This is a genomic window from Fundicoccus sp. Sow4_F4, from assembly GCF_052116145.1.
Lineage (GTDB): Bacteria > Bacillota > Bacilli > Lactobacillales > Aerococcaceae > Fundicoccus.
Window position 1 is genome coordinate 646,779 of sequence record NZ_JBQKLQ010000001.1, and the last position, 17,546, is coordinate 664,324.

Annotated in this window: 19 protein-coding genes and 1 pseudogene; 5 read left to right on the forward strand and 15 right to left on the reverse strand. The window is 36.6% G+C overall.

The window, feature by feature from the left end:
• Nucleotides 1-89 precede the first annotated feature (89 nt).
• The gene (locus ACTQ5J_RS02975) at nt 90-215 is read left to right on the forward strand and encodes a hypothetical protein (RefSeq protein WP_441750518.1); all 126 of its coding nucleotides are present in this window, start codon (nt 90-92) and stop codon (nt 213-215) included.
• 350 nt (nt 216-565) lie between these two features.
• Here ACTQ5J_RS02975 and ACTQ5J_RS02980 read toward each other — a convergent pair whose 3' ends face one another.
• Entirely contained in the window at nt 566-2,236 is a 1,671-nt protein-coding gene (locus ACTQ5J_RS02980) for a DUF1002 domain-containing protein (RefSeq protein WP_441750519.1), read from the reverse strand.
• Between the two features lie 247 nt (nt 2,237-2,483).
• Between ACTQ5J_RS02980 and ACTQ5J_RS02985 the strand changes: the two genes are divergently transcribed.
• A complete protein-coding gene (locus tag ACTQ5J_RS02985) occupies nt 2,484-2,897 on the forward strand; it encodes an OsmC family protein (protein ID WP_441750520.1) in 414 nt (137 codons plus the stop codon).
• 364 nt (nt 2,898-3,261) lie between these two features.
• Here ACTQ5J_RS02985 and ACTQ5J_RS02990 read toward each other — a convergent pair whose 3' ends face one another.
• The 4 genes from ACTQ5J_RS02990 to ACTQ5J_RS03005 form a co-directional block, all read right to left on the reverse strand.
• Complete coding sequence (locus ACTQ5J_RS02990; protein WP_441750521.1) at nt 3,262-4,020, reverse strand: SIR2 family NAD-dependent protein deacylase; 759 nt, start codon at nt 4,018-4,020, stop codon at nt 3,262-3,264.
• Nucleotides 4,021-4,059: 39 nt separating this feature from the next.
• Nucleotides 4,060-4,746 carry a metal-dependent hydrolase gene (locus ACTQ5J_RS02995; RefSeq protein ID WP_441750522.1) on the reverse strand — a complete coding sequence of 229 codons (687 nt, stop codon included), beginning with the start codon at nt 4,744-4,746 and terminating at the stop codon, nt 4,060-4,062.
• Nucleotides 4,747-4,822: 76 nt separating this feature from the next.
• Nucleotides 4,823-5,365, reverse strand: a complete 543-nt coding sequence (locus ACTQ5J_RS03000; RefSeq protein ID WP_441750523.1) for a TIGR01440 family protein — start codon at nt 5,363-5,365, stop codon at nt 4,823-4,825.
• Nucleotides 5,366-5,379: 14 nt separating this feature from the next.
• Entirely contained in the window at nt 5,380-5,871 is a 492-nt protein-coding gene (locus ACTQ5J_RS03005; protein WP_441750524.1) for a ComE operon protein 2, read from the reverse strand.
• A gap of 173 nt (nt 5,872-6,044) precedes the next feature.
• On the opposite strand from ACTQ5J_RS03005, the gene nth reads away from it, so the two are divergent.
• Complete coding sequence (nth, locus tag ACTQ5J_RS03010) at nt 6,045-6,674, forward strand: endonuclease III (protein ID WP_441750525.1); 630 nt, start codon at nt 6,045-6,047, stop codon at nt 6,672-6,674.
• A gap of 73 nt (nt 6,675-6,747) precedes the next feature.
• On the opposite strand, the pseudogene ACTQ5J_RS03015 reads toward nth, so the two are convergent.
• The 10 genes and pseudogenes from ACTQ5J_RS03015 to lspA form a co-directional block, all read right to left on the reverse strand.
• Nucleotides 6,748-7,682, reverse strand: a pseudogene (locus ACTQ5J_RS03015) (2-keto-3-deoxygluconate permease).
• Nucleotides 7,683-7,796: 114 nt separating this feature from the next.
• On the reverse strand, nt 7,797-8,765 hold the full coding sequence (locus tag ACTQ5J_RS03020) for a magnesium transporter CorA family protein (RefSeq protein WP_441750526.1): 969 nt from the start codon (nt 8,763-8,765) through the stop codon (nt 7,797-7,799).
• 2 nt (nt 8,766-8,767) lie between these two features.
• Nucleotides 8,768-9,058 (reverse strand): DUF503 domain-containing protein, encoded by a 291-nt coding sequence (locus ACTQ5J_RS03025; protein WP_441750527.1) that lies wholly within the window; start codon nt 9,056-9,058, stop codon nt 8,768-8,770.
• Between the two features lie 133 nt (nt 9,059-9,191).
• The gene (locus ACTQ5J_RS03030; protein WP_441750528.1) at nt 9,192-9,860 is read right to left on the reverse strand and encodes a deoxynucleoside kinase; all 669 of its coding nucleotides are present in this window, start codon (nt 9,858-9,860) and stop codon (nt 9,192-9,194) included.
• Nucleotides 9,861-10,101: 241 nt separating this feature from the next.
• Nucleotides 10,102-10,539: a pyridoxamine 5'-phosphate oxidase family protein gene (locus tag ACTQ5J_RS03035; RefSeq protein WP_441750529.1), complete on the reverse strand. Its 438-nt coding sequence runs from the start codon at nt 10,537-10,539 to the stop codon at nt 10,102-10,104.
• On the reverse strand, nt 10,502-11,155 hold the full coding sequence (locus ACTQ5J_RS03040; protein ID WP_441750530.1) for a hypothetical protein: 654 nt from the start codon (nt 11,153-11,155) through the stop codon (nt 10,502-10,504). The genes ACTQ5J_RS03035 and ACTQ5J_RS03040 overlap by 38 nt, the downstream gene beginning before the upstream one ends.
• Nucleotides 11,156-11,185: 30 nt before the next feature.
• Nucleotides 11,186-12,706 (reverse strand): pyruvate kinase, encoded by a 1,521-nt coding sequence (locus tag ACTQ5J_RS03045; protein ID WP_441750780.1) that lies wholly within the window; start codon nt 12,704-12,706, stop codon nt 11,186-11,188.
• A 271-nt stretch (nt 12,707-12,977) separates the two neighbouring features.
• Nucleotides 12,978-13,691, reverse strand: coding sequence for a DUF2786 domain-containing protein (locus ACTQ5J_RS03050; RefSeq protein WP_441750531.1), 714 nt, complete (start codon nt 13,689-13,691; stop codon nt 12,978-12,980).
• 215 nt (nt 13,692-13,906) lie between these two features.
• Entirely contained in the window at nt 13,907-14,848 is a 942-nt protein-coding gene (locus tag ACTQ5J_RS03055; RefSeq protein WP_441750532.1) for an RluA family pseudouridine synthase, read from the reverse strand.
• Nucleotides 14,845-15,303 (reverse strand): signal peptidase II, encoded by a 459-nt coding sequence (gene lspA / locus ACTQ5J_RS03060; RefSeq protein ID WP_441750533.1) that lies wholly within the window; start codon nt 15,301-15,303, stop codon nt 14,845-14,847. Before lspA ends, ACTQ5J_RS03055 begins: the two co-directional genes overlap by 4 nt.
• 134 nt (nt 15,304-15,437) lie before the next feature.
• On the opposite strand from lspA, the gene ACTQ5J_RS03065 reads away from it, so the two are divergent.
• The gene (locus ACTQ5J_RS03065) at nt 15,438-16,067 is read left to right on the forward strand and encodes a YkyA family protein (protein WP_441750534.1); all 630 of its coding nucleotides are present in this window, start codon (nt 15,438-15,440) and stop codon (nt 16,065-16,067) included.
• 45 nt (nt 16,068-16,112) lie between these two features.
• A complete protein-coding gene (locus ACTQ5J_RS03070) occupies nt 16,113-17,498 on the forward strand; it encodes a putative glycoside hydrolase (protein WP_441750535.1) in 1,386 nt (461 codons plus the stop codon).
• The last annotated feature ends 48 nt before the right edge of the window (nt 17,499-17,546 follow it).

Below are 17,546 nucleotides of genomic sequence, written 5' to 3' on the forward strand. Positions count from 1 at the left end.
CAACAAGATGTGCTTTCTCATAAATATAATGTATGCGCTACCAACTGGCGTGTGTTATTCTACAGTTAGATAAACAAGGAGTGAGCGCAATGAAAGAAAATACGATACTAAAAAAAATGAATGCCCAACAACAAGTCGTTGGAACCTTCTTCGAGACAAATGGGACGTCCATTGTAGAATGTGTGAGAATTGCCGGTTTAGTTTTTTATTGTTGATTTTGAGCATAGTATCTTTACAGCGGAATCACTTTTAGAAATTGTTCACCCTCTTTTTACAGAAGCCTTCCCTCGTATTTACAAAGCTTGTCGCGCACATGATAAAACCACTTTTATTTTTGGAGCGAATACTCAGCAGGCGCGTACTTATAAAGAATATGGCTTTGATGCGATTACTTGTAGTATGGATGCTTCTTTAATGATTCAAGCTTTTAAAGATATGTTAGAAACAGTTAAAGAAGACTCATTCTGAATGTATCGATAAAACAAGAAAAAAAACGTGCCAAAGTAAACTGATGAATCAGCTCACTCTGGCACGTTTATTTGTTTTACTGTTTGTTTTCTAAGTCTTATTGATTCACAATCGATTCAAAGCCAGCTTGTAACTCCATATTTTCTGTTGGGGAAAAATGGATTAAACCGTCTGGCATTCCTTGGTTTTGTTGACTATTTAAAACGACGGCCGCCCCATCTACTATGGCAAAAAGATAAAAGTGTGCACCAGCCGGTGCATTTGGATTGGCTTCATAGAAGTGTGTGACATCATTGTAAGCTGCGACAATAACATATTCGCCAGCTTGGCTCGCTTCACCTGTAGGCGACCAGTTAGCCGCAACAGCTGTGTCATTCACTCCAAGAATAGGTAACACATCGGTTGGAAAAGCGACTCCATACATGTCGCCTGGCGAATCAGGTGTAAAACTTTCATAGGTCTGTTCCATGCCATCCCCCCAAGTTACCATAAGGTCTGCTAATTGTGACGCTTTGCTTTCGTCCCATAGAGCTTGTCCTATTGCTTCATCTTCTGGTTCTTCTACTAGGTCTTCTTCGTTACTAGCATCCACATCCGACTCGTCTTCAGTTACTGAACTATCTTGAAGAATTTCAAAAGTTGATGTATCAACACGGTAGTCTACCATCGGTACATCTGGATAAGCCTCTTCACCTTCATATACCGTTATTAAGACACCTTCTGGTGTTTTTTCAAATCTTAAGAAGCGCTCGCCGCCTTCATTATCAAGTTGGCTTAAGACTATGACAGACTCTTCATTTTCGACTTCTTGCCATTGATCACGTTCATAATGTTCTAAATTGGTGTCATCTGCTGATGGACCATCGATAAAGGTCGCTTCCCAAAAGTCAATTGCTTGTTCTAACGTCCAAGTGAAGCCAGTTGAAGCATCAATTTGTGCTGTCGTTCCTTCATTTTTAGCTGTTTCTATTGCGGCATATTCAGTAACAAACGTTATAAATTGCGTCGCTAATTCTTCTGTTAATTCTATGTCATGTTCAGCTGCAAATTCCTCTAACACCGCTAAAGTTAAGTCATTGAATACCGCTTCAGTAGGTTTTTCTTCCGCTTGGAAAGCCTCGTTAACAGCTAACTTTAAGGCTGTTTGTAATTGGCTAATCTGTTCAATTGTTAAATGGCTTGTCTCTTCTATCTCTGTTACTAGTTTAATTTCTTTCTGGGCTACTTGAACAGCCTCGGGATTGAGGGCTAAGTCATTCTCATCATAAATGGCATAGACACCCGCTAAGGCACCTTCACCGGTCACAGCTTCCACTGCGGCAATCTTAATCAATACATCCATGGCTCCTGCAGTAATGGCTGCTTGTTGATAAGTTTGTGCTGCAACCGACGTAATGGTATCCGGTGTTACAATCTGTACTTGGACTCCATACCCTTCTTCACGTGGTTCAATAACTGCACTTGAAAAGACTTGCGTTTCTACTGTCGACCCATCGGCTAAATATTGATTGATTAACGCCCCATCAATGGACATCATCTGTTGATTAGATGTATCACTCGCTCGTAGTAAAGAGAGTGTATTCTGTCTTTGTTCATCATTTAATGATGCTCCTAAAGCAACTTCGCTCTGGCTCAAGCGTTCATTAAGCCCCTCGGCTTGTTCTTCTTGGGCATAAATAATTGCAGCAGTTGACAAGGGTGCTACCATCGTTCCAATTCCTAAAGTCGTCGCTAATAATAAAACGGACTGTTTTCTTCGCTTCTTCATTAAAAAAATCCCCTTCCTCAATCTAACTTCCACCAACAGTTTTACTCTAATTTCATCCTACAAAGCGAGCCTTTCAAAGTCTAACTAAATGCCTTATCTTCATAAACAATCAAATATTTCATCATTGTTTATTCACATAAACACAAGATTTTCTTAAGTTTTCATCTATCTAAAACTTCTCAATCATTGGTCAAATAATGACTACATGGTACAATGAAATTAAATAATCTGTGGAAGGAATGAATGTATGAGTAAGAAAACTGTGTCCGCAACACTGGAAGACGCTTATGTGGTAAAATCCGAAACGGAAGGCTTCACTTATGTCATGGACTATGCTGAACGCAACCCCGTTGGCGAAAGTCAAGGCACAAGCCCTACTGGACTTTTATTAACTGCTTTATCTGGTTGTCATGCAATGACTGCCCGTTCTTTTCTCGCCGGAAAAAGGATTCCATTTAGTAAATTAGAAGTCGTGGTGGAAGGCAATTTTGAAAATGGTAAACAAAGTTGGCACCTAAGTGCCAACGTTATCATAAAAACAGATGCTCAATTGGATGATCGTCAAAGAGAAACGATGGAGCGCTTCATTGCTCGCAACTGTACGGTTTCCAGCATCCTTCAATCTGGTAATGAAATAAACTGTTCAATCGAACTCGAATAAAAGACAAAAAGCCATCTTAATGATGGCTTTTCTAATGGACTGAAAAAAATCTTCAATCGTCGCACACACGACTGAAGAAATCTTCGTTCGTCACACCCACGACTGAAGAAATCTTCGTTCGTCACACCCACGACTGAAGAAATCTTCGCTCGTCGCACACACGACTGAAGAAATCTTCGTTCGTCGCACCCACGACTGAAGAAATCTTCGTTCGTCGCACACACGACTGAAGAAATCTTCAATCGTCGCACCCACGACTGAATGATTGACTACCTCGTCAAGATTGTCTATTTTATCGGAAACCCTCGTCATAAGTGTCCGTTCTATAGGGTCCACTTGATTCTGACTATTAAAACAGACCTGTCTAAAGGATACCTGGTTGCATCTCATTTAACTTGGCAAAAACCTGCCCAACTTCGCCTTGAATATAAGCAGCCACTTCCAACTTCTGTAGATCAAGCGGTTCTCTGTTAATGACGATGACTCGCTTCCCCTCGAAATGATAAATCAAATTTTTGGCTGGATAGACTGTTAGTGACGTTCCAGCAATTATTAAGACATCCGCCTTTTGGATAGTCTCAATACTACGATTAATATCCACCGATTGAGGATTTTCTCCAAAGAATATGACACTAGGTCTAACGATTCCTTGATCGACATAGCAACGTGGGATATTCTGCTCATCGCGAGGGGCTTCATTCGGCAAATAAACGCGCCCACACTCCATACAATGCCAAGTCCGACCGTTTCCATGTAATTCAACAACAAAGCGATGCCCGGCCTTCTGGTGAAGCCCATCGACATTTTGGGTAATGATGCGAACGTCTTTACCCGCTTGTTCCCATTCAGCTAGCACCAAATGCGCCGCATTGGGCTCAATCAGTTGTGGACGATCTGTCTGTGGACGATTAAAAAACTTTTCAGGATGCGTCATAATATATCGTTTATTCATGATTTTTCTGGGATCTTCTTGAGCTGCTTCCATTTTAGAATACTGTCCGTCACGAGAACGGTAATCTTTCAAGCCACTTTCAGTTGAAACCCCTGCGCCTCCAAAGAAAGCAATTAACTTAGCTTCTGCAAGCCATTCTTTGACTAGTTTTAACGTTTCTAAATTTGTCATTTAGCCACTTCCCTTTTTTCACTTTGATGTTTAATCTTCTTAAAGTTCAAAAAATTCGCCTAATTTCGGCACATAGCCTACTCCTTCTGGCAAACGATTAATAAAAGCATATGGGTCTTGTTCGATAAGTGGGAAAGTATTGTAATGAATCGGTACCACACGTTTAGCTTGAAGCCATTCAGTTGCCAGGATAGCATCTTCTAGCCCCATCGTAAAATTATCACCAATCGGAACAAAAGCCAAATCTATTGCTTCTCTATTGCCAATTAGTTGCATATCTGAATACAAAGCGGTATCTCCTAAATGATAAACCGTTTGATTATCCGCCGTTAATAAAATCCCAGCGGCTAAACCTAACTCATAAGGTTTACCGTTTTCTAAAGTAATTGAAGAACCATGAATCGCTGGTGTAAATTTAATTCGCCCAAATGGGAAGTTATGGGCTCCACCCGGTTGCATTCCGTGCACATTATTTAGACCTTGGCTACTTAAATAAGACACAATTTCAACGGTAGAAATCACGTGAGCGCCCGTTCGTTTAGCTAATTCAATTGTATCACCTAAGTGATCAGCATGTGCATGGGTGACTAATATAACATCTACTTCAACCTTCGATAAATTTAAGTCGCATTGTTCATGTCCTGTAATGAAAGGATCGAATAATAGTTTCGTACCACCATGTGTGACAACAGAAACAACTGCATGACCGTGAAAGGCTACTTTCATATTACTTCCTCCTTGTAGTATCGGTTTATTCTACACATTTATTTGCTTTTGACCATTTACTTGACTCAAACTGCTTTTAATACACAGCTCTTGGACCACCGATGTATTTACCACGCGAATTAGCGGCCGTCACATGTGCTTGACCGATCTGTTTCGTTTTCAAACGAATAGGCACTTGAACATGTTTAACATGCATTCCAATTAAAGTGTCTCCAATATCTAAGCCAGCGTTTGCCTGAATGAATTCTACCATGACAGGATCTTCTGCTAACTGATAAGCAGCAACACAAGCTGCCCCTCCAGCCTGTAAACTAGGCTTAACATTAACAATTTCAAGACCATGTTCAATCGCATACGCTCTTTCAACGACCAATGACCGATTGAGATGTTCGCAGGCTTGTTGAGCTAAATAGATCTGCTTAGGCTTTAACTCTTTAAGTAGCGTTTCAATTATTCTATACCCGATTTCTTTATTGGAAGCTTGCCCAATAGTCTCGCCTACAACTTCACTCGTACTTGCTCCAACGACGAGTAAATCCCCAGCTTGTAAATCCAGAAGTTCCAGCAATTCTCTAATCGCTGCTTGGACTTCTTTTTGAATAGTGTCTAGCATCTCCATTCACCTCACTGATCTTATTCTGCTTCTTTACTTAAATTACGATTGTTTAACTGAGTCATTTGAATAAAGAAATCATCAGGGATTTCACCTTTAATCGTTTCAACACCAGCTTGCCTTAGTAGTTGCTTGGCGTATGGATGATTATGATAATCATGTAAATAATAGATTTTATGAATGCCTGCTTGAATAATCGATTGTGTACATTTTAAACAGGGAAAATGCGTCACGAAAATTTCTGCACCGTCTGTTTGTACCCCGAATTTCGCACATTGTAACAGAGCATTCATTTCTGCATGGACCGTTCTGACACAGCGACCCTCTTCTAACAAGCAGCCAACGTCAATACAATGGTCCTCTCCACTAACAGAGCCATTATAGCCACCTGCGATGACGCGCTTATTACGAACGATAACGGCTCCCACCATTAAGCGTTCACAAGTGCTACGTAATGATAAAACTAAACTTTGAGATAAAAAGTATTGATCCCAAGGGATTCTTTGAGTCATTTACAGTCCTCCTAGTATGTATTCGTGCTTTTATTTTATCATACTTTGAAATATACACGACATTATTCACTGAATTACCTCCATACTAAAACAAAGTCGTCTAATTGAACTTACCATAAATGAGTATTCAATGTGGTATACTTGATTTAACGAAAAATAATATAGGTGATTAAATGTTAACTAAAGAATGTGCAAGAAAAGTTATAGAAGAAATTATGGCGCTTTACCCTGATGTCGAAACGATTTTAAATTATCGTAATAATTATGAATTATTAGTAGCCGTCATGTTGAGTGCACAAACAACTGATATTGCCGTTAATAAAGCAACCGTGGCTTTATTTGAACGATTCCCTAATCCAGCAACAGTTGTTCAAGCTTCTCCAGCCGAGATTGAGCCTTATATTCAATCGATTGGCTTATATCGAAATAAAGCCAAGTATCTCTTCCAGTGTTGCCAGCAACTCGTTGAGAGATTTAATGGCGAAGTGCCTAGTAATAGAAAAGACTTAGAGTCATTAGCTGGTATTGGTAGAAAAACAGCTAACGTAGTCTTAAGTGTCGGGTTTAATATTCCAGCTTTTGCAGTCGATACTCACGTTTCAAGAGTCTGTAAACATCATGATTTAGTCCCAGAAAATGCAACGCCTAGACAAATTGAAGATTATATTGTATCTATTTTACCAGCAGATCAACTAACTCAAGCCCACCAGTCTATTATCTTTTTCGGGCGAAACATTTGTCATCCTCGTCATCCTGCCTGCGAAAATTATCCACAACTTTATTCTTGTCAGGAACATATCTAGAATCAGTAACAAAAAAAACTAATCAAAACAGACGAACTGGTCTCTTTTGAATAGTTTTATTTATTTCGTTAAATTAATGAACGGTTGAATTCTTTTCAACTTCTTCACTTTTAGCCAAGTAATTCACCAGAATAGGAGTGATGATACATGTTATGACGGTTACAGTTACAATTTGAGTGGCCGCAACTTCTGCATAGGGGACGACTTCAGGATAACTGGCTGCGACTAAAGCAGGTGATACTGCAGATGCTCCAGCGACAGTTACTAAAGATAAGCCGATAATTCCATTCTTCTTTAATAATTTGTCCACTCCGAGTAAAACAGGAATAGTCAAACTATAAAACACAATAGAAAGTAAAATCCCTGCAAAACCAGCTGCAAAGGCTGCTTTAAAATCAATCCCTTGTCCAATATTCCAACCCAATAATGGTAAAAGTACAATAGGCAATTGTCCAAAGATACCTCGCCATGCTGGATCTAAATTCCCAAGAGTCATCCCCACAAATAAGGGTAATAAAATCGAAAATATTGGCATTAAATCCACATCGCCACCAGCAGATACCGCATAGATAATTAAGGGAAAGGCTGGAATACTGAACACCCCTGCCAAACTGAAGGCTAATGAGTCATGTTCTGTTCCAAAATCTTTCACCAATCCTAAATAAATTGCAGGATTAATTGAAGCAATCGCTACTACAAAAGCCACGGTGCTTATACCAAATAAACCTTGGGGTTCAAGTTGAGTAATGGCTAAATAGCCAAACAGCAAAGCCAATCCAATCTTAGCTAAAAAAGCACGCCATGGTGTTTAAAAATTGAACCTACTTTTCTAATATCCAACATAATTCCCGAACTAAAAGTCAGAGCCCCAACAATAAACGTCATTCCCCCGCCTGAGAAAAAGACTTCTGGAACCCCTCCAATATCGAATAAAGTAGGCGCAAATGTATTGAACAAAGCACTTACAAGCATGGGCACAATAAATGTCCCTGCTGGAATTTTCTGCATAAATTTTATCACTTAAAATCTCCTTTTAATGTGATGCTTAACTAAAGAGTTAAGTAAATTCTATCTAAACCCAAACGGAAAAGTGTTAGAGACTTGTAATCGAGCAACTTCTATTTAAAAATAATCATTTTTCTTTAACCAAATGATTGTTAGGATGCTTAGTATGACTGATACAAGAATAAGAATTGCAAAACCGAAAGGATTATTTTCCCAAGGTAAGCTAACATTTATCCCCCAAAGTGAACTAATTAATTGTGGGATTGTTAAAACAAGTGTTAATGCAGTCAAGAATTTCATAATCGAATTCATATTATTAGATATAACACTCGAAAAGACTTGACTCAAATGTGTTATCATTTCCTCTGATTCATGTACTAGAACGGATGCTTGTAGAGAAACCACTTCAATGTCATGTAATAGCTCATTGCTAAGCATTTCTTCTCCAACGATATTTTCTTCTTTCAAGGCTTCGATGCGCTCGTGATTTTTACTAATGGCAGTATTAAAGAAAACTAGACTTTTGTGAACTGAAATCAACTTATCGAACATCGCATTTTTAGTTGATCCATGAATGTTTTCTTCCATTTCATCAATTTGCTGATTAATTTCCCCAATATCTTCAATAAATTCATTAGTCACACGCCATAAAACCCGTAGTACTAAATGACTTTCAATTAAGTCTCCATGCATTAAAAATTTTTCCATCTTGGAATTTTCATTTCTAGCTATTTTCCGGATATATCCCGGTGTTTTTTCTGTAATGGTCAACACTTTGTTAGGCATAATAATCATTGCAAACGGTTTGGTACAGTATTCAATTCCACTAGAATCAGAATGTTCTCGTTCAGGAGTTAAAACAACAAGTAACTGAATCTTTTCTCCTTCTTCATTTTCAAACACTTCATATCTCGGTATTTCATAGGGAGATACTCCAGAAGTTACAAAATCTTTCGGGATTTGATATTTGGTTTGTAACACATCTATCTCTGCTACTGTTGGCTGCTCTAGGTGTATCCAATCCGCTTCTAGTTCATCTTGCGTTTCTTGATAATGTTTGTCTTCATTGAAAAAATAGAACATCATGACTAAATTCCCCTCCCATCAATCCATTCGACTTCAGTGACTTCGATTAAATAGTTGTTTTCAATAAAATCAAGGCATTTTTGTAGCACACTTTCACCATGTCGTTGATTATTAGTCACAAGCGCTAAACCAATCACACCATTATATATATTATCTTGCTGTGAGACTTCAGCTATACTCACTTTAAATTTTTGCTGACATTTTTGTATCATACTTTTTAATATTCTGCGTTTATCTTTTAGAGAATTTGCTTCTTCAATTCTAAACTTTAATAGGGTTGCTACAATATACATCTAAAACACCTACTTTCCATTAACAGAATGTTCAAATGTTCTTGCGAATATAATATTAGTATACATTTTCTCCTGATAAAATGCATTTAAAGTGAATAGAAAAACAGCAAACCAAAGTCTGCTGTTTGTCCTATTAATATACTGTAGTTGTGATGTTCATTTCTGCTAATTTAGACTGAACTAAGTGAATTAAACGCTCAGCGTCTTCTGGATTATTAACGACATCAAATTCATCAATATTAATCTCTAAAACTTGTGACGCATTATAATGGTTTTCTACCCAATCATCGTAACCAGACCATAGAGTATGATAATAATTCATTAGGCCTTCATCTTGTTCAAACTCACGCCCGCGTAAGCCTATTCGGTGAATAATCGTATCAAATGACCCCGTCAAATAGACCATTAAGTCAGGTGATTTTTTCGGTAACTCTTCCAATTCTTCCATCATATTATTTAATAATTTTTCATAAATTCTAAATTCTGTGTCAGAAATACGACCTAATTCATTATTAATTTTACAAAAATACCAATCTTCATAAATTGAACGGTCTAATACGTTGTTTTGATTAATTAATGCATCTTTAATGTTTTTAAAACGGCTGCTTAAAAATTCAAGCTGTAGTAAAAATGGGTAACGTTTTGCCTCTTGTTCCTCTTCACTTGCTGTGTAGAATAAAGGCAGAATATCATTATCATCAACATTCTCATAAAAAACTTCTGTTCCCAAAGCATTTGCTACTAACTCAGCTACACTTGTTTTTCCAGCACCAATCATACCACCTATTACTATTATTGCCATCTTCCCCTCTCCCAATCTCAACGTCTTCTTTATCTATTTTGTCCTTGTATGTTAGTGATGAGCCATCGCTCAACACAACATGTGGCGTTTAATAGAATATCATCAATCAACATCTGGGACAAGTACAATTATTAATAAACTCGTATAACTAATAATGACCTTTGACAATTATTCACTAAAAAGACTACCGATAAATGGTAGTCTCATCTACTTTCTATATAGTTACACCACTGTGTCAAATTTAGCCATTAGTTGATTCAAAGGTGAAGTCTTCATTAAATCGCTTTTGTAAGTGCATGTAATTTCCAGTCCCTTTAAACACTTGGAATACTTGAGCGTCTTTTCTTTTCTCTTCATCAGGATAAACATCTTTTACATAAGGATTATCTTTTAATACTTCCTCTAATTTTTCTTGTCCTAACACTCGGACTTCTCCCTTAATACGAATGACTTCCATCTCACCACCTGCTTTGGCCATTCCCGTAATTGAAACAAAGGGATGATTCATTAATTGTGAATAAAACTTACTTGTAGGACTCGTCATAAAAAAGACACCTTGATCATTTGCCACCCCGATATTAATATACCGTGAATCCGGCTTTTGATCTTCATTCACCGTACCAAACACTGCAACACCGACTTTATCTTGCAAAATTGCTAAATATTTCTCTGCGCTCATCTTTGACTCCTCTATACTGATTATTTGTTAATATTAAAACTTCATCTGTAAAGTTTTTTTCCAGCTGTACTGCTATTTTTCTGTTTATGTCAAAAAAACCGAACATTTCTAAATGGGCATAATAAGCTGGCATTGGAAAGTAAATAATTAATGTGATTTCTCTTGGGTACATTTCGATTGATGAAATAATGTTATCTAACACTTTTTTAAAAATAGTACCCGAAAATGGATTAAAAAAGTAAAAAACATTCATATGTTTCGCTATCTCATAATTTTCCGCAAAATCATTTACCAATTTAATTGGGTTAGTACTAGGAAACTTACTCAAATAGTTTTGTTTGTTAGTACTTAATGATTGAAATACAGTGGAACTTAATTCAATTCCAGTAACGGGTATTTGAGCATGGTGATGGACATAAAACAGAACCCGACCTTTCCCACTACCGAAATCGATTAAATGATCGGTTGGTTTAAAATTAAATTCTTTAAATAATTGATCAAGAACATAGTAACTCGTCGATTCTGTTCGATTATAGTGAGCATGATTCCATTCATTTAATTCATACATGCCACTTGTTTTTATATTTAATTCACGGTCTCTTTGAAACTCGTTCAATCAGCCAACTCCTTTATATTAATTGTTCAATTAATTTTTGTGATCATTATTTTTGGCAATACTTAGTGCTCTGAGTTTGGGGGTCTTCTTAAATTGATGTTCCTTCATCATATGGAGAATTTCGTCTAACATCTCGACTGTATCAACAATGTAATCCCCTTTGTTTAGCATCACACAGTCAGAACGCCCGCCTTCAGCTGCATCTGTTACTTCTGCCCTACTTGGTATTCCAGTATCAATCATATTAGCCAGTACCTCAGTCCCCCAAACGACTGGAACATCTGCGGCTTCACAAATCCACATGATTTGTTGCTGAACTTCTGCCAAACGAATATAACCTGTTTCAACAGCTAAATCCCCTCGCGCAATCATGACACTAAACGGATTATGACTTGCTGCGGCTAAAATAATTTGAGTTAAGTTTTGAACGGCTTGGACGGTTTCAATCTTCACCATCAACGGTATATCTTTAGCCTTTTTACCAAGTAAGCTATGCAATTCAGATTGAATTGACTTAATGTCGTTAACATCTCGAACAAAAGAGCAACCAATAATATCTGCATGTTCCGCTGCAAATGCAATCGCTTCCTTATCTTCTTGTGTGAGGATATCGATCGCAAAATAGAGTCCAGGAAAGTTTAATCCTTTGTCTGCTTTGATACGGATACTCTTGCCTTTGATTTTGTGAACTTCTAATTTGGCGTAATCATGACTAACATCAATGACTTTGGTTTCTACAGTTCCGTCATCAATTAAAACAGCATCACCTACAGATAGCTGTTCAAATATTTGTGGGATGCTGCAGCCTGCAGTTACCTTAGCCTCATTATTTTTCGGTAAATGATTGTAATCTTTCGTCAAATAAATCGTATCACCTAAGGATACTTTAGGTTTCTTATGAGTGGTAAATATCCAATCTATCCGTATTTTAGGTCCAGCAATATCCATCAGTATACGGACATCTTTATTAAGTTCGTTTGATACCTGACGTATATTCCCAATAATTTGCATCCAGATATCTTCTGTATCATGAGCGCAATTAATACGTGCTACATTCATGCCTTTATTAATTAAATCTCGGACTAATTGAATATTACCTGCTGCTTGTGTCGGCATTGTAACCATAATTCGTGTGTTTCGGTTATTCGGTTTCTCACCCAAAATCAAAGCGGTATTAAAGGCTAATCTTTCTTCACCAAGATTAAACGCATCAAAGGGAGGCGTTTGCTCGCTTACTTGTTCACCCACAATAGCAGTTAAGGCGTGAATGACCGCTTCTAGAGTACTTAACGTTTTTGATTCTAGACGACCTAAAGAAGATAAGCCCCATGGAACAAGGTCGCGTTGAATTCCACGTATATCTCTTTGCCTTAAAGCTAAATAATAACTTAAATTGCGTGCGCTCTCATTAAATTCTGGTCGAATAATATCCGCTTCCCATTTTTCGAAGATGGCATCGCCTTCAGTGACAACTAACTGATATAACTCAGAAATTTCTTTTAACAAATCCTTAGCATTTGTAACTTTGTAAGCCTCATCAAAATCCAACATAATCACCCTCGCTCTCCTTAGTCGATCTAATGTCATTATAACATTAGTCTTCCAGACTCACCAATACGGCAATTGACTATCGTTTATTTTAAACAGGTTACTTTTTAATGGCTTTATGACAAGTTAATATGACTATCTGCCTAAGTCTTAGTCATATTTACTTGCTATATCTAAAACAATAACCATCACAAGGATTTAACATCCCAATGATGGTTATTTGCAAGTTTTACTTCCTGACATTCATGAACTTATTTATTCATTTGTTAAATACTTAATTTTCTAAATATTTATTTGATAAAGATATATTCGAGCCCTTATCATAGCCTTCAGTATACGCCTCATTCTCTTTACTTAACTCAGGTTGTTTAAAAGCAAGATGACCTTGAATCTCTTCATTAAACTTATCCAGGACATCTTGAGGTGTTTTAATCATCAAGGCATACTTTTCATTTTCATCTATCATTTGATCACGTTGTAATTTAAATTTATGACTCAAACCATCCATGAATCCTTGGTAATAAGATTTCCTTAAAGCTCCCTGTGACTTTTTATCTTTAGCCTCTTGACTCTCTAAAAACTCTTTAATATGTAATGTTGCATAATGTTTCATCGCTTCTGCTGCTAAATGAAACATCTCAAAAGCAAAGTCTACATCTTCAGGATATCCCATCAAAACAAGTTTTCTTTGAACGGTTGTTTGATGTGGCAAGCGATTACTTTGCATATAAAACATTACTCGGAAATTATCAGCAATTATTTTAACTAATACTTTTTCCCACCAGTAAATCCGCTTATAAACAGATAACGAACGAATAACAATTTTCTGTTCGCCACCAAGATTGAGTTCATTTTGAGAAATTTTATGTTTCAACATCAACTTTTGAGCCATCAGTAAGGCTGTTTGACTCTCTTCGTCATTACCACCATCCTCAGCAAGGCTAAGTAGGTTTCTAATCTTTTCTAATATTTTATCGTTAACAGACAATTACTCACCATTGCCGTAAATCTAATTAAATCTAGCTTGCTATTGTTCATAAAACAATCAATTTTACTAGATTAATGAGATTACTAGATTTAGGCATTCCTTTCTCTATTGTTTTGTATAAAAATCTCTTCTATTTTTATAACAGCTCACACTTATCGAATGAATAGTCAATTTAAGCATTAATTTCTTTTAAGAAAAGCTATCATCTTATTATCTTATATTTTCTCTAATGTGTCCAATACTTCTGTGAAATATTTGGGCAGTTCACTCGTAAATTCGACCAGTTCATTAGTGCGTGGATGATTGAAATGTATTGATTGAGCATGCAATAACTGACCGTCTTTTAATTTAGCTAAAGAGGTTCTAAAATTATTCATGCCTTGACGGTAAATTGAATCCCCAACGATTGGATGACCTATATGTTCCATGTGGACTCTAATTTGATGTGTTCTTCCCGTTTTAAGTTCTAATTGTAACAAAGTACTATCTGTAAATCGAGTATGAACTTCAAATGTCGTAAGGGCATACTTGCCCTCTCTATCAGCATGCCAACGCATACGACTACTTGGATCTCGTCGAATTGGAATTTCAATTGTAGCATCATTGGGCTCAATTGTCCCAAGGACTAACGCTACGTATTGACGTCCCATAGTATGAGCAATCAATTGTTCACTCAATTTCTGATGAGCGTAATTATTTTTTGCCACCACTAAAAGTCCTGACGTATCTTTATCAATACGATGAACAATTCCGGGACGAATCATTTCAGATGTTTCTGATAAGTTATTACCTAAATAATAAAGTAAAGCATTGACTAAGGTTCCATTACGATGTCCTTTTGATGGATGGACAACCATACCAACTGGTTTATTGATTACGAGAAGATCTTCATCTTCAAACACAATGTCTAACGGAATATTCTCCGCTACAAGTTCTAATGGTTCTTCTGCAGGAAACGTTACTTGAATTGTTTCAGTTCCTTCAAGCTTGTAGTTCGCTTTTTCGTTCTTTTCATCAACTGTTACCCATTGATCCTTAATTAATTTTTGAATTGTTGAACGACTTTCTTTAGGGAATTCACTAGTTAAGACTTTATCCAGTCGTCCTGTTTGTCCCGTAAGTTTAATAATATATGTGTTTTCGTTTAAATTATTCATAAGACTCCTTCTGTGTCTTGAGTAAACAAGACTTGTATAATGAGAAAAAATATACCCAGTGACAATGCAGTATCGGCTATATTAAAAATCGGAAAATTTATAAAAGACAGACGGAACATATCAATAACAAAACCTAACATGACTCTGTCTATAAAATTCCCAATTGCCCCGCCAAGCAATAATCCATAAGTAAATTTCAACCAAACGCTGGATTGACGGTGTTTGTAAATTAAATAAATAAGATAAGCAATGATTATAAGTGTGACAATATAGAAAAACCACATTTGCCCTTGCAGTATTCCCCAACCAGCACCTTCATTACGTATGTAATAGAAGTCAAACACGCCTTCAATTCCGGCTTTGGACTCATGTAATTGTAATGAATGAGTCGTCCATTTTTTAACAATTTGGTCAATAACAGTGATTAAAAATGCAACAATAAAAGCTAGCGTCATCATTACCTCCTTGTGTTCTTGATTCGAAGTTTGTTATAATGTTTGTGTTTATAATACTTATTATTATATACTAGTTTGAGTGATAATAAAATTGAAATTATAAATACGTAAAATAAAAAGCTAAGGAGTCCTTTATGAAGAAAACTTTTCAACTATTTCTCCTTACATTTTCTGTTATCCTTCTAGCCGCGTGTGATAATTCTTTACAACGCGCTGACAGAGCTATAGGGTTGATCCAAGAGAATGTTACACAAATAGTAAATGAACTAAACGAAGTGCAGGTTCTCGAGAATAACTTGCAAAGTGATTTTGAAACAATGCTTCAAAGTAGTGAAGACTTAGGAATCTTTAATGCTAGTGACAGTCTTGTTCAAATAAATATTCAAAATCGAAAAGACCATTTAACAAGTATAACGGAAAGCATCAGTAAATTAAATGAACTTATTGCTGAGCTTGAAAATGTTAAGAAAAGTGATGCTATTCCTACCGCACAAATTGATCAAGTCATTACACATTTAAAAGATCTTTCGACAGATTTAAATGTTTACATTACTGATTATCACGACAATTTGACCGAAGAATCAATCACGTTTAAATCGATTGCAAATCCAGAAACAGATTACAATACATTTTTCGGTGTCTTTGATAATGTCAACACACTATCTACAGAAAATCATATCAATTTAGATAAAATACTTGTTCATTTCGAACCATTGACCAGTCTACTAATCAATTTAAAAGTCTTTTTAGTAGATGCTCAGTAACAAATCAATAATTTGTGTTTTTCACGAATTTTAAAGAGGTGTAAAATGAACGTAAAAAAAATAAACAAGCGATTACTAACGTATCATAAAGGCTTATCCGTCTTCATATTAGTCTTTTTTGTCTGCATACTAACTGCTTGTGGTAATCAACAGGCAACTGAAACTTTAAGTACTCACTATAATCTTCCGAATGTAGCGAATAAATACTCAGAAGAAGACATTCTCAATTTTACAAGTCGTGTCAATCGCGGTCAAACGAACCGTTATGAAGGGTTAGTCATCCGAGAGACGCCTTTGCTACAAAGACCCGCTGAATTACCCAGTGCCCTCTTCTATGATAGTGGCGTTGATATTCCCTATCCAGCAGAGGGTGTTAAGGGTTTATACTTAACGACGGATAATTTACTAGATGATGACTACTTTAACTACATCATTGATTATATCGATCAAACAGCACTTAATGCAGTCGTTATTGACTTTAAAGACGATTATGGTCAAATTATTCCATGGTTAGAAACTGACGATCCTTTGATTCAAGAAAACTCATTAGGTCTAGTAGACTTACAAGACAAACTAAAGATTTTTGAAGAAAAAGGAATATATCCGATAGCACGTATTGTAACCTTTAAAGATTACATGCTCTCTAATAGTCGTCCAGATTTATCATTCCATGACATCAATACAGGTGAAATTTGGCAAGATGATAATGGTGCTCAATTTATCAACCCATTCTCAAAAGAAGTATGGGATTATAATATTCAAATTTCGATTGAAGCTGCAAAGATGGGCTTTAAAGATATTCAATTTGACTACGTACGCTTCCCAGAAGGTTTTAATGAGTTTGCTGACACATTGGACTATGACATTGGTAATTACAGTAGTTATATTACTGAGGATGCCGAAACTGAAGGTGGCGAACGCATCATGGCTATAAATGATTTCTTAGAATATGCCCGTGATCAATTAGCACCTTACGGTGTAAAAATTAGTGCCGATATCTTTGGTTATACTGCAGTAGCAGGTGATGCACCCGATGTACGGGGTATTGGTCAAAACTTTGCGCAAATGGCTGAACATGTCGATGCCGTTTCATCAATGATTTACCCTTCTCACTGGGACGATGGATTTTTCGGTATTGATTATCCTGATTTAAATCCATTTGAATCTATCGATGAATACATGTACTCTGAAGCGATAGCCTTATCAGATGTATCCAATCCAATTATCACTCGTCCTTGGCTACAGGATTTTACTGCCTGGTATAAAATCCCCGGAACGTTCCAAGAATATGGTACTCAACAAGTTCAAGAACAGATTGTTGCCTTACAACAACATGGCGTTTACGAGTACTTATTATGGAATGCTGCCGGCGATTACAGCGAAGGTGTAGATTATGCACCTGAACTTACCGGTAATCAATTTTATTATTAATTCAATCTAAATGAAAACACCCAATTTCGGAACTTTTAATGGTCGTTC

Coding starts and splice junctions, on each gene's coding strand:
- ACTQ5J_RS02975 (WP_441750518.1), top strand. CDS start 90: ATGAAAGAAAATACGATACTAAAAAAAATGAATGCCCAACAACAAGTC.
- ACTQ5J_RS02980 (WP_441750519.1), bottom strand. CDS start 2,236: ATGAAGAAGCGAAGAAAACAGTCCGTTTTATTATTAGCGACGACTTTA.
- ACTQ5J_RS02985 (WP_441750520.1), top strand. CDS start 2,484: ATGAGTAAGAAAACTGTGTCCGCAACACTGGAAGACGCTTATGTGGTA.
- ACTQ5J_RS02990 (WP_441750521.1), bottom strand. CDS start 4,020: ATGACAAATTTAGAAACGTTAAAACTAGTCAAAGAATGGCTTGCAGAA.
- ACTQ5J_RS02995 (WP_441750522.1), bottom strand. CDS start 4,746: ATGAAAGTAGCCTTTCACGGTCATGCAGTTGTTTCTGTTGTCACACAT.
- ACTQ5J_RS03000 (WP_441750523.1), bottom strand. CDS start 5,365: ATGGAGATGCTAGACACTATTCAAAAAGAAGTCCAAGCAGCGATTAGA.
- ACTQ5J_RS03005 (WP_441750524.1), bottom strand. CDS start 5,871: ATGACTCAAAGAATCCCTTGGGATCAATACTTTTTATCTCAAAGTTTA.
- nth (WP_441750525.1), top strand. CDS start 6,045: ATGTTAACTAAAGAATGTGCAAGAAAAGTTATAGAAGAAATTATGGCG.
- ACTQ5J_RS03020 (WP_441750526.1), bottom strand. CDS start 8,765: ATGATGTTCTATTTTTTCAATGAAGACAAACATTATCAAGAAACGCAA.
- ACTQ5J_RS03025 (WP_441750527.1), bottom strand. CDS start 9,058: ATGTATATTGTAGCAACCCTATTAAAGTTTAGAATTGAAGAAGCAAAT.
- ACTQ5J_RS03030 (WP_441750528.1), bottom strand. CDS start 9,860: ATGGCAATAATAGTAATAGGTGGTATGATTGGTGCTGGAAAAACAAGT.
- ACTQ5J_RS03035 (WP_441750529.1), bottom strand. CDS start 10,539: ATGAGCGCAGAGAAATATTTAGCAATTTTGCAAGATAAAGTCGGTGTT.
- ACTQ5J_RS03045 (WP_441750780.1), bottom strand. CDS start 12,706: ATGTTGGATTTTGATGAGGCTTACAAAGTTACAAATGCTAAGGATTTG.
- ACTQ5J_RS03055 (WP_441750532.1), bottom strand. CDS start 14,848: ATGAATAATTTAAACGAAAACACATATATTATTAAACTTACGGGACAA.
- lspA (WP_441750533.1), bottom strand. CDS start 15,303: ATGACGCTAGCTTTTATTGTTGCATTTTTAATCACTGTTATTGACCAA.
- ACTQ5J_RS03065 (WP_441750534.1), top strand. CDS start 15,438: ATGAAGAAAACTTTTCAACTATTTCTCCTTACATTTTCTGTTATCCTT.
- ACTQ5J_RS03070 (WP_441750535.1), top strand. CDS start 16,113: ATGAACGTAAAAAAAATAAACAAGCGATTACTAACGTATCATAAAGGC.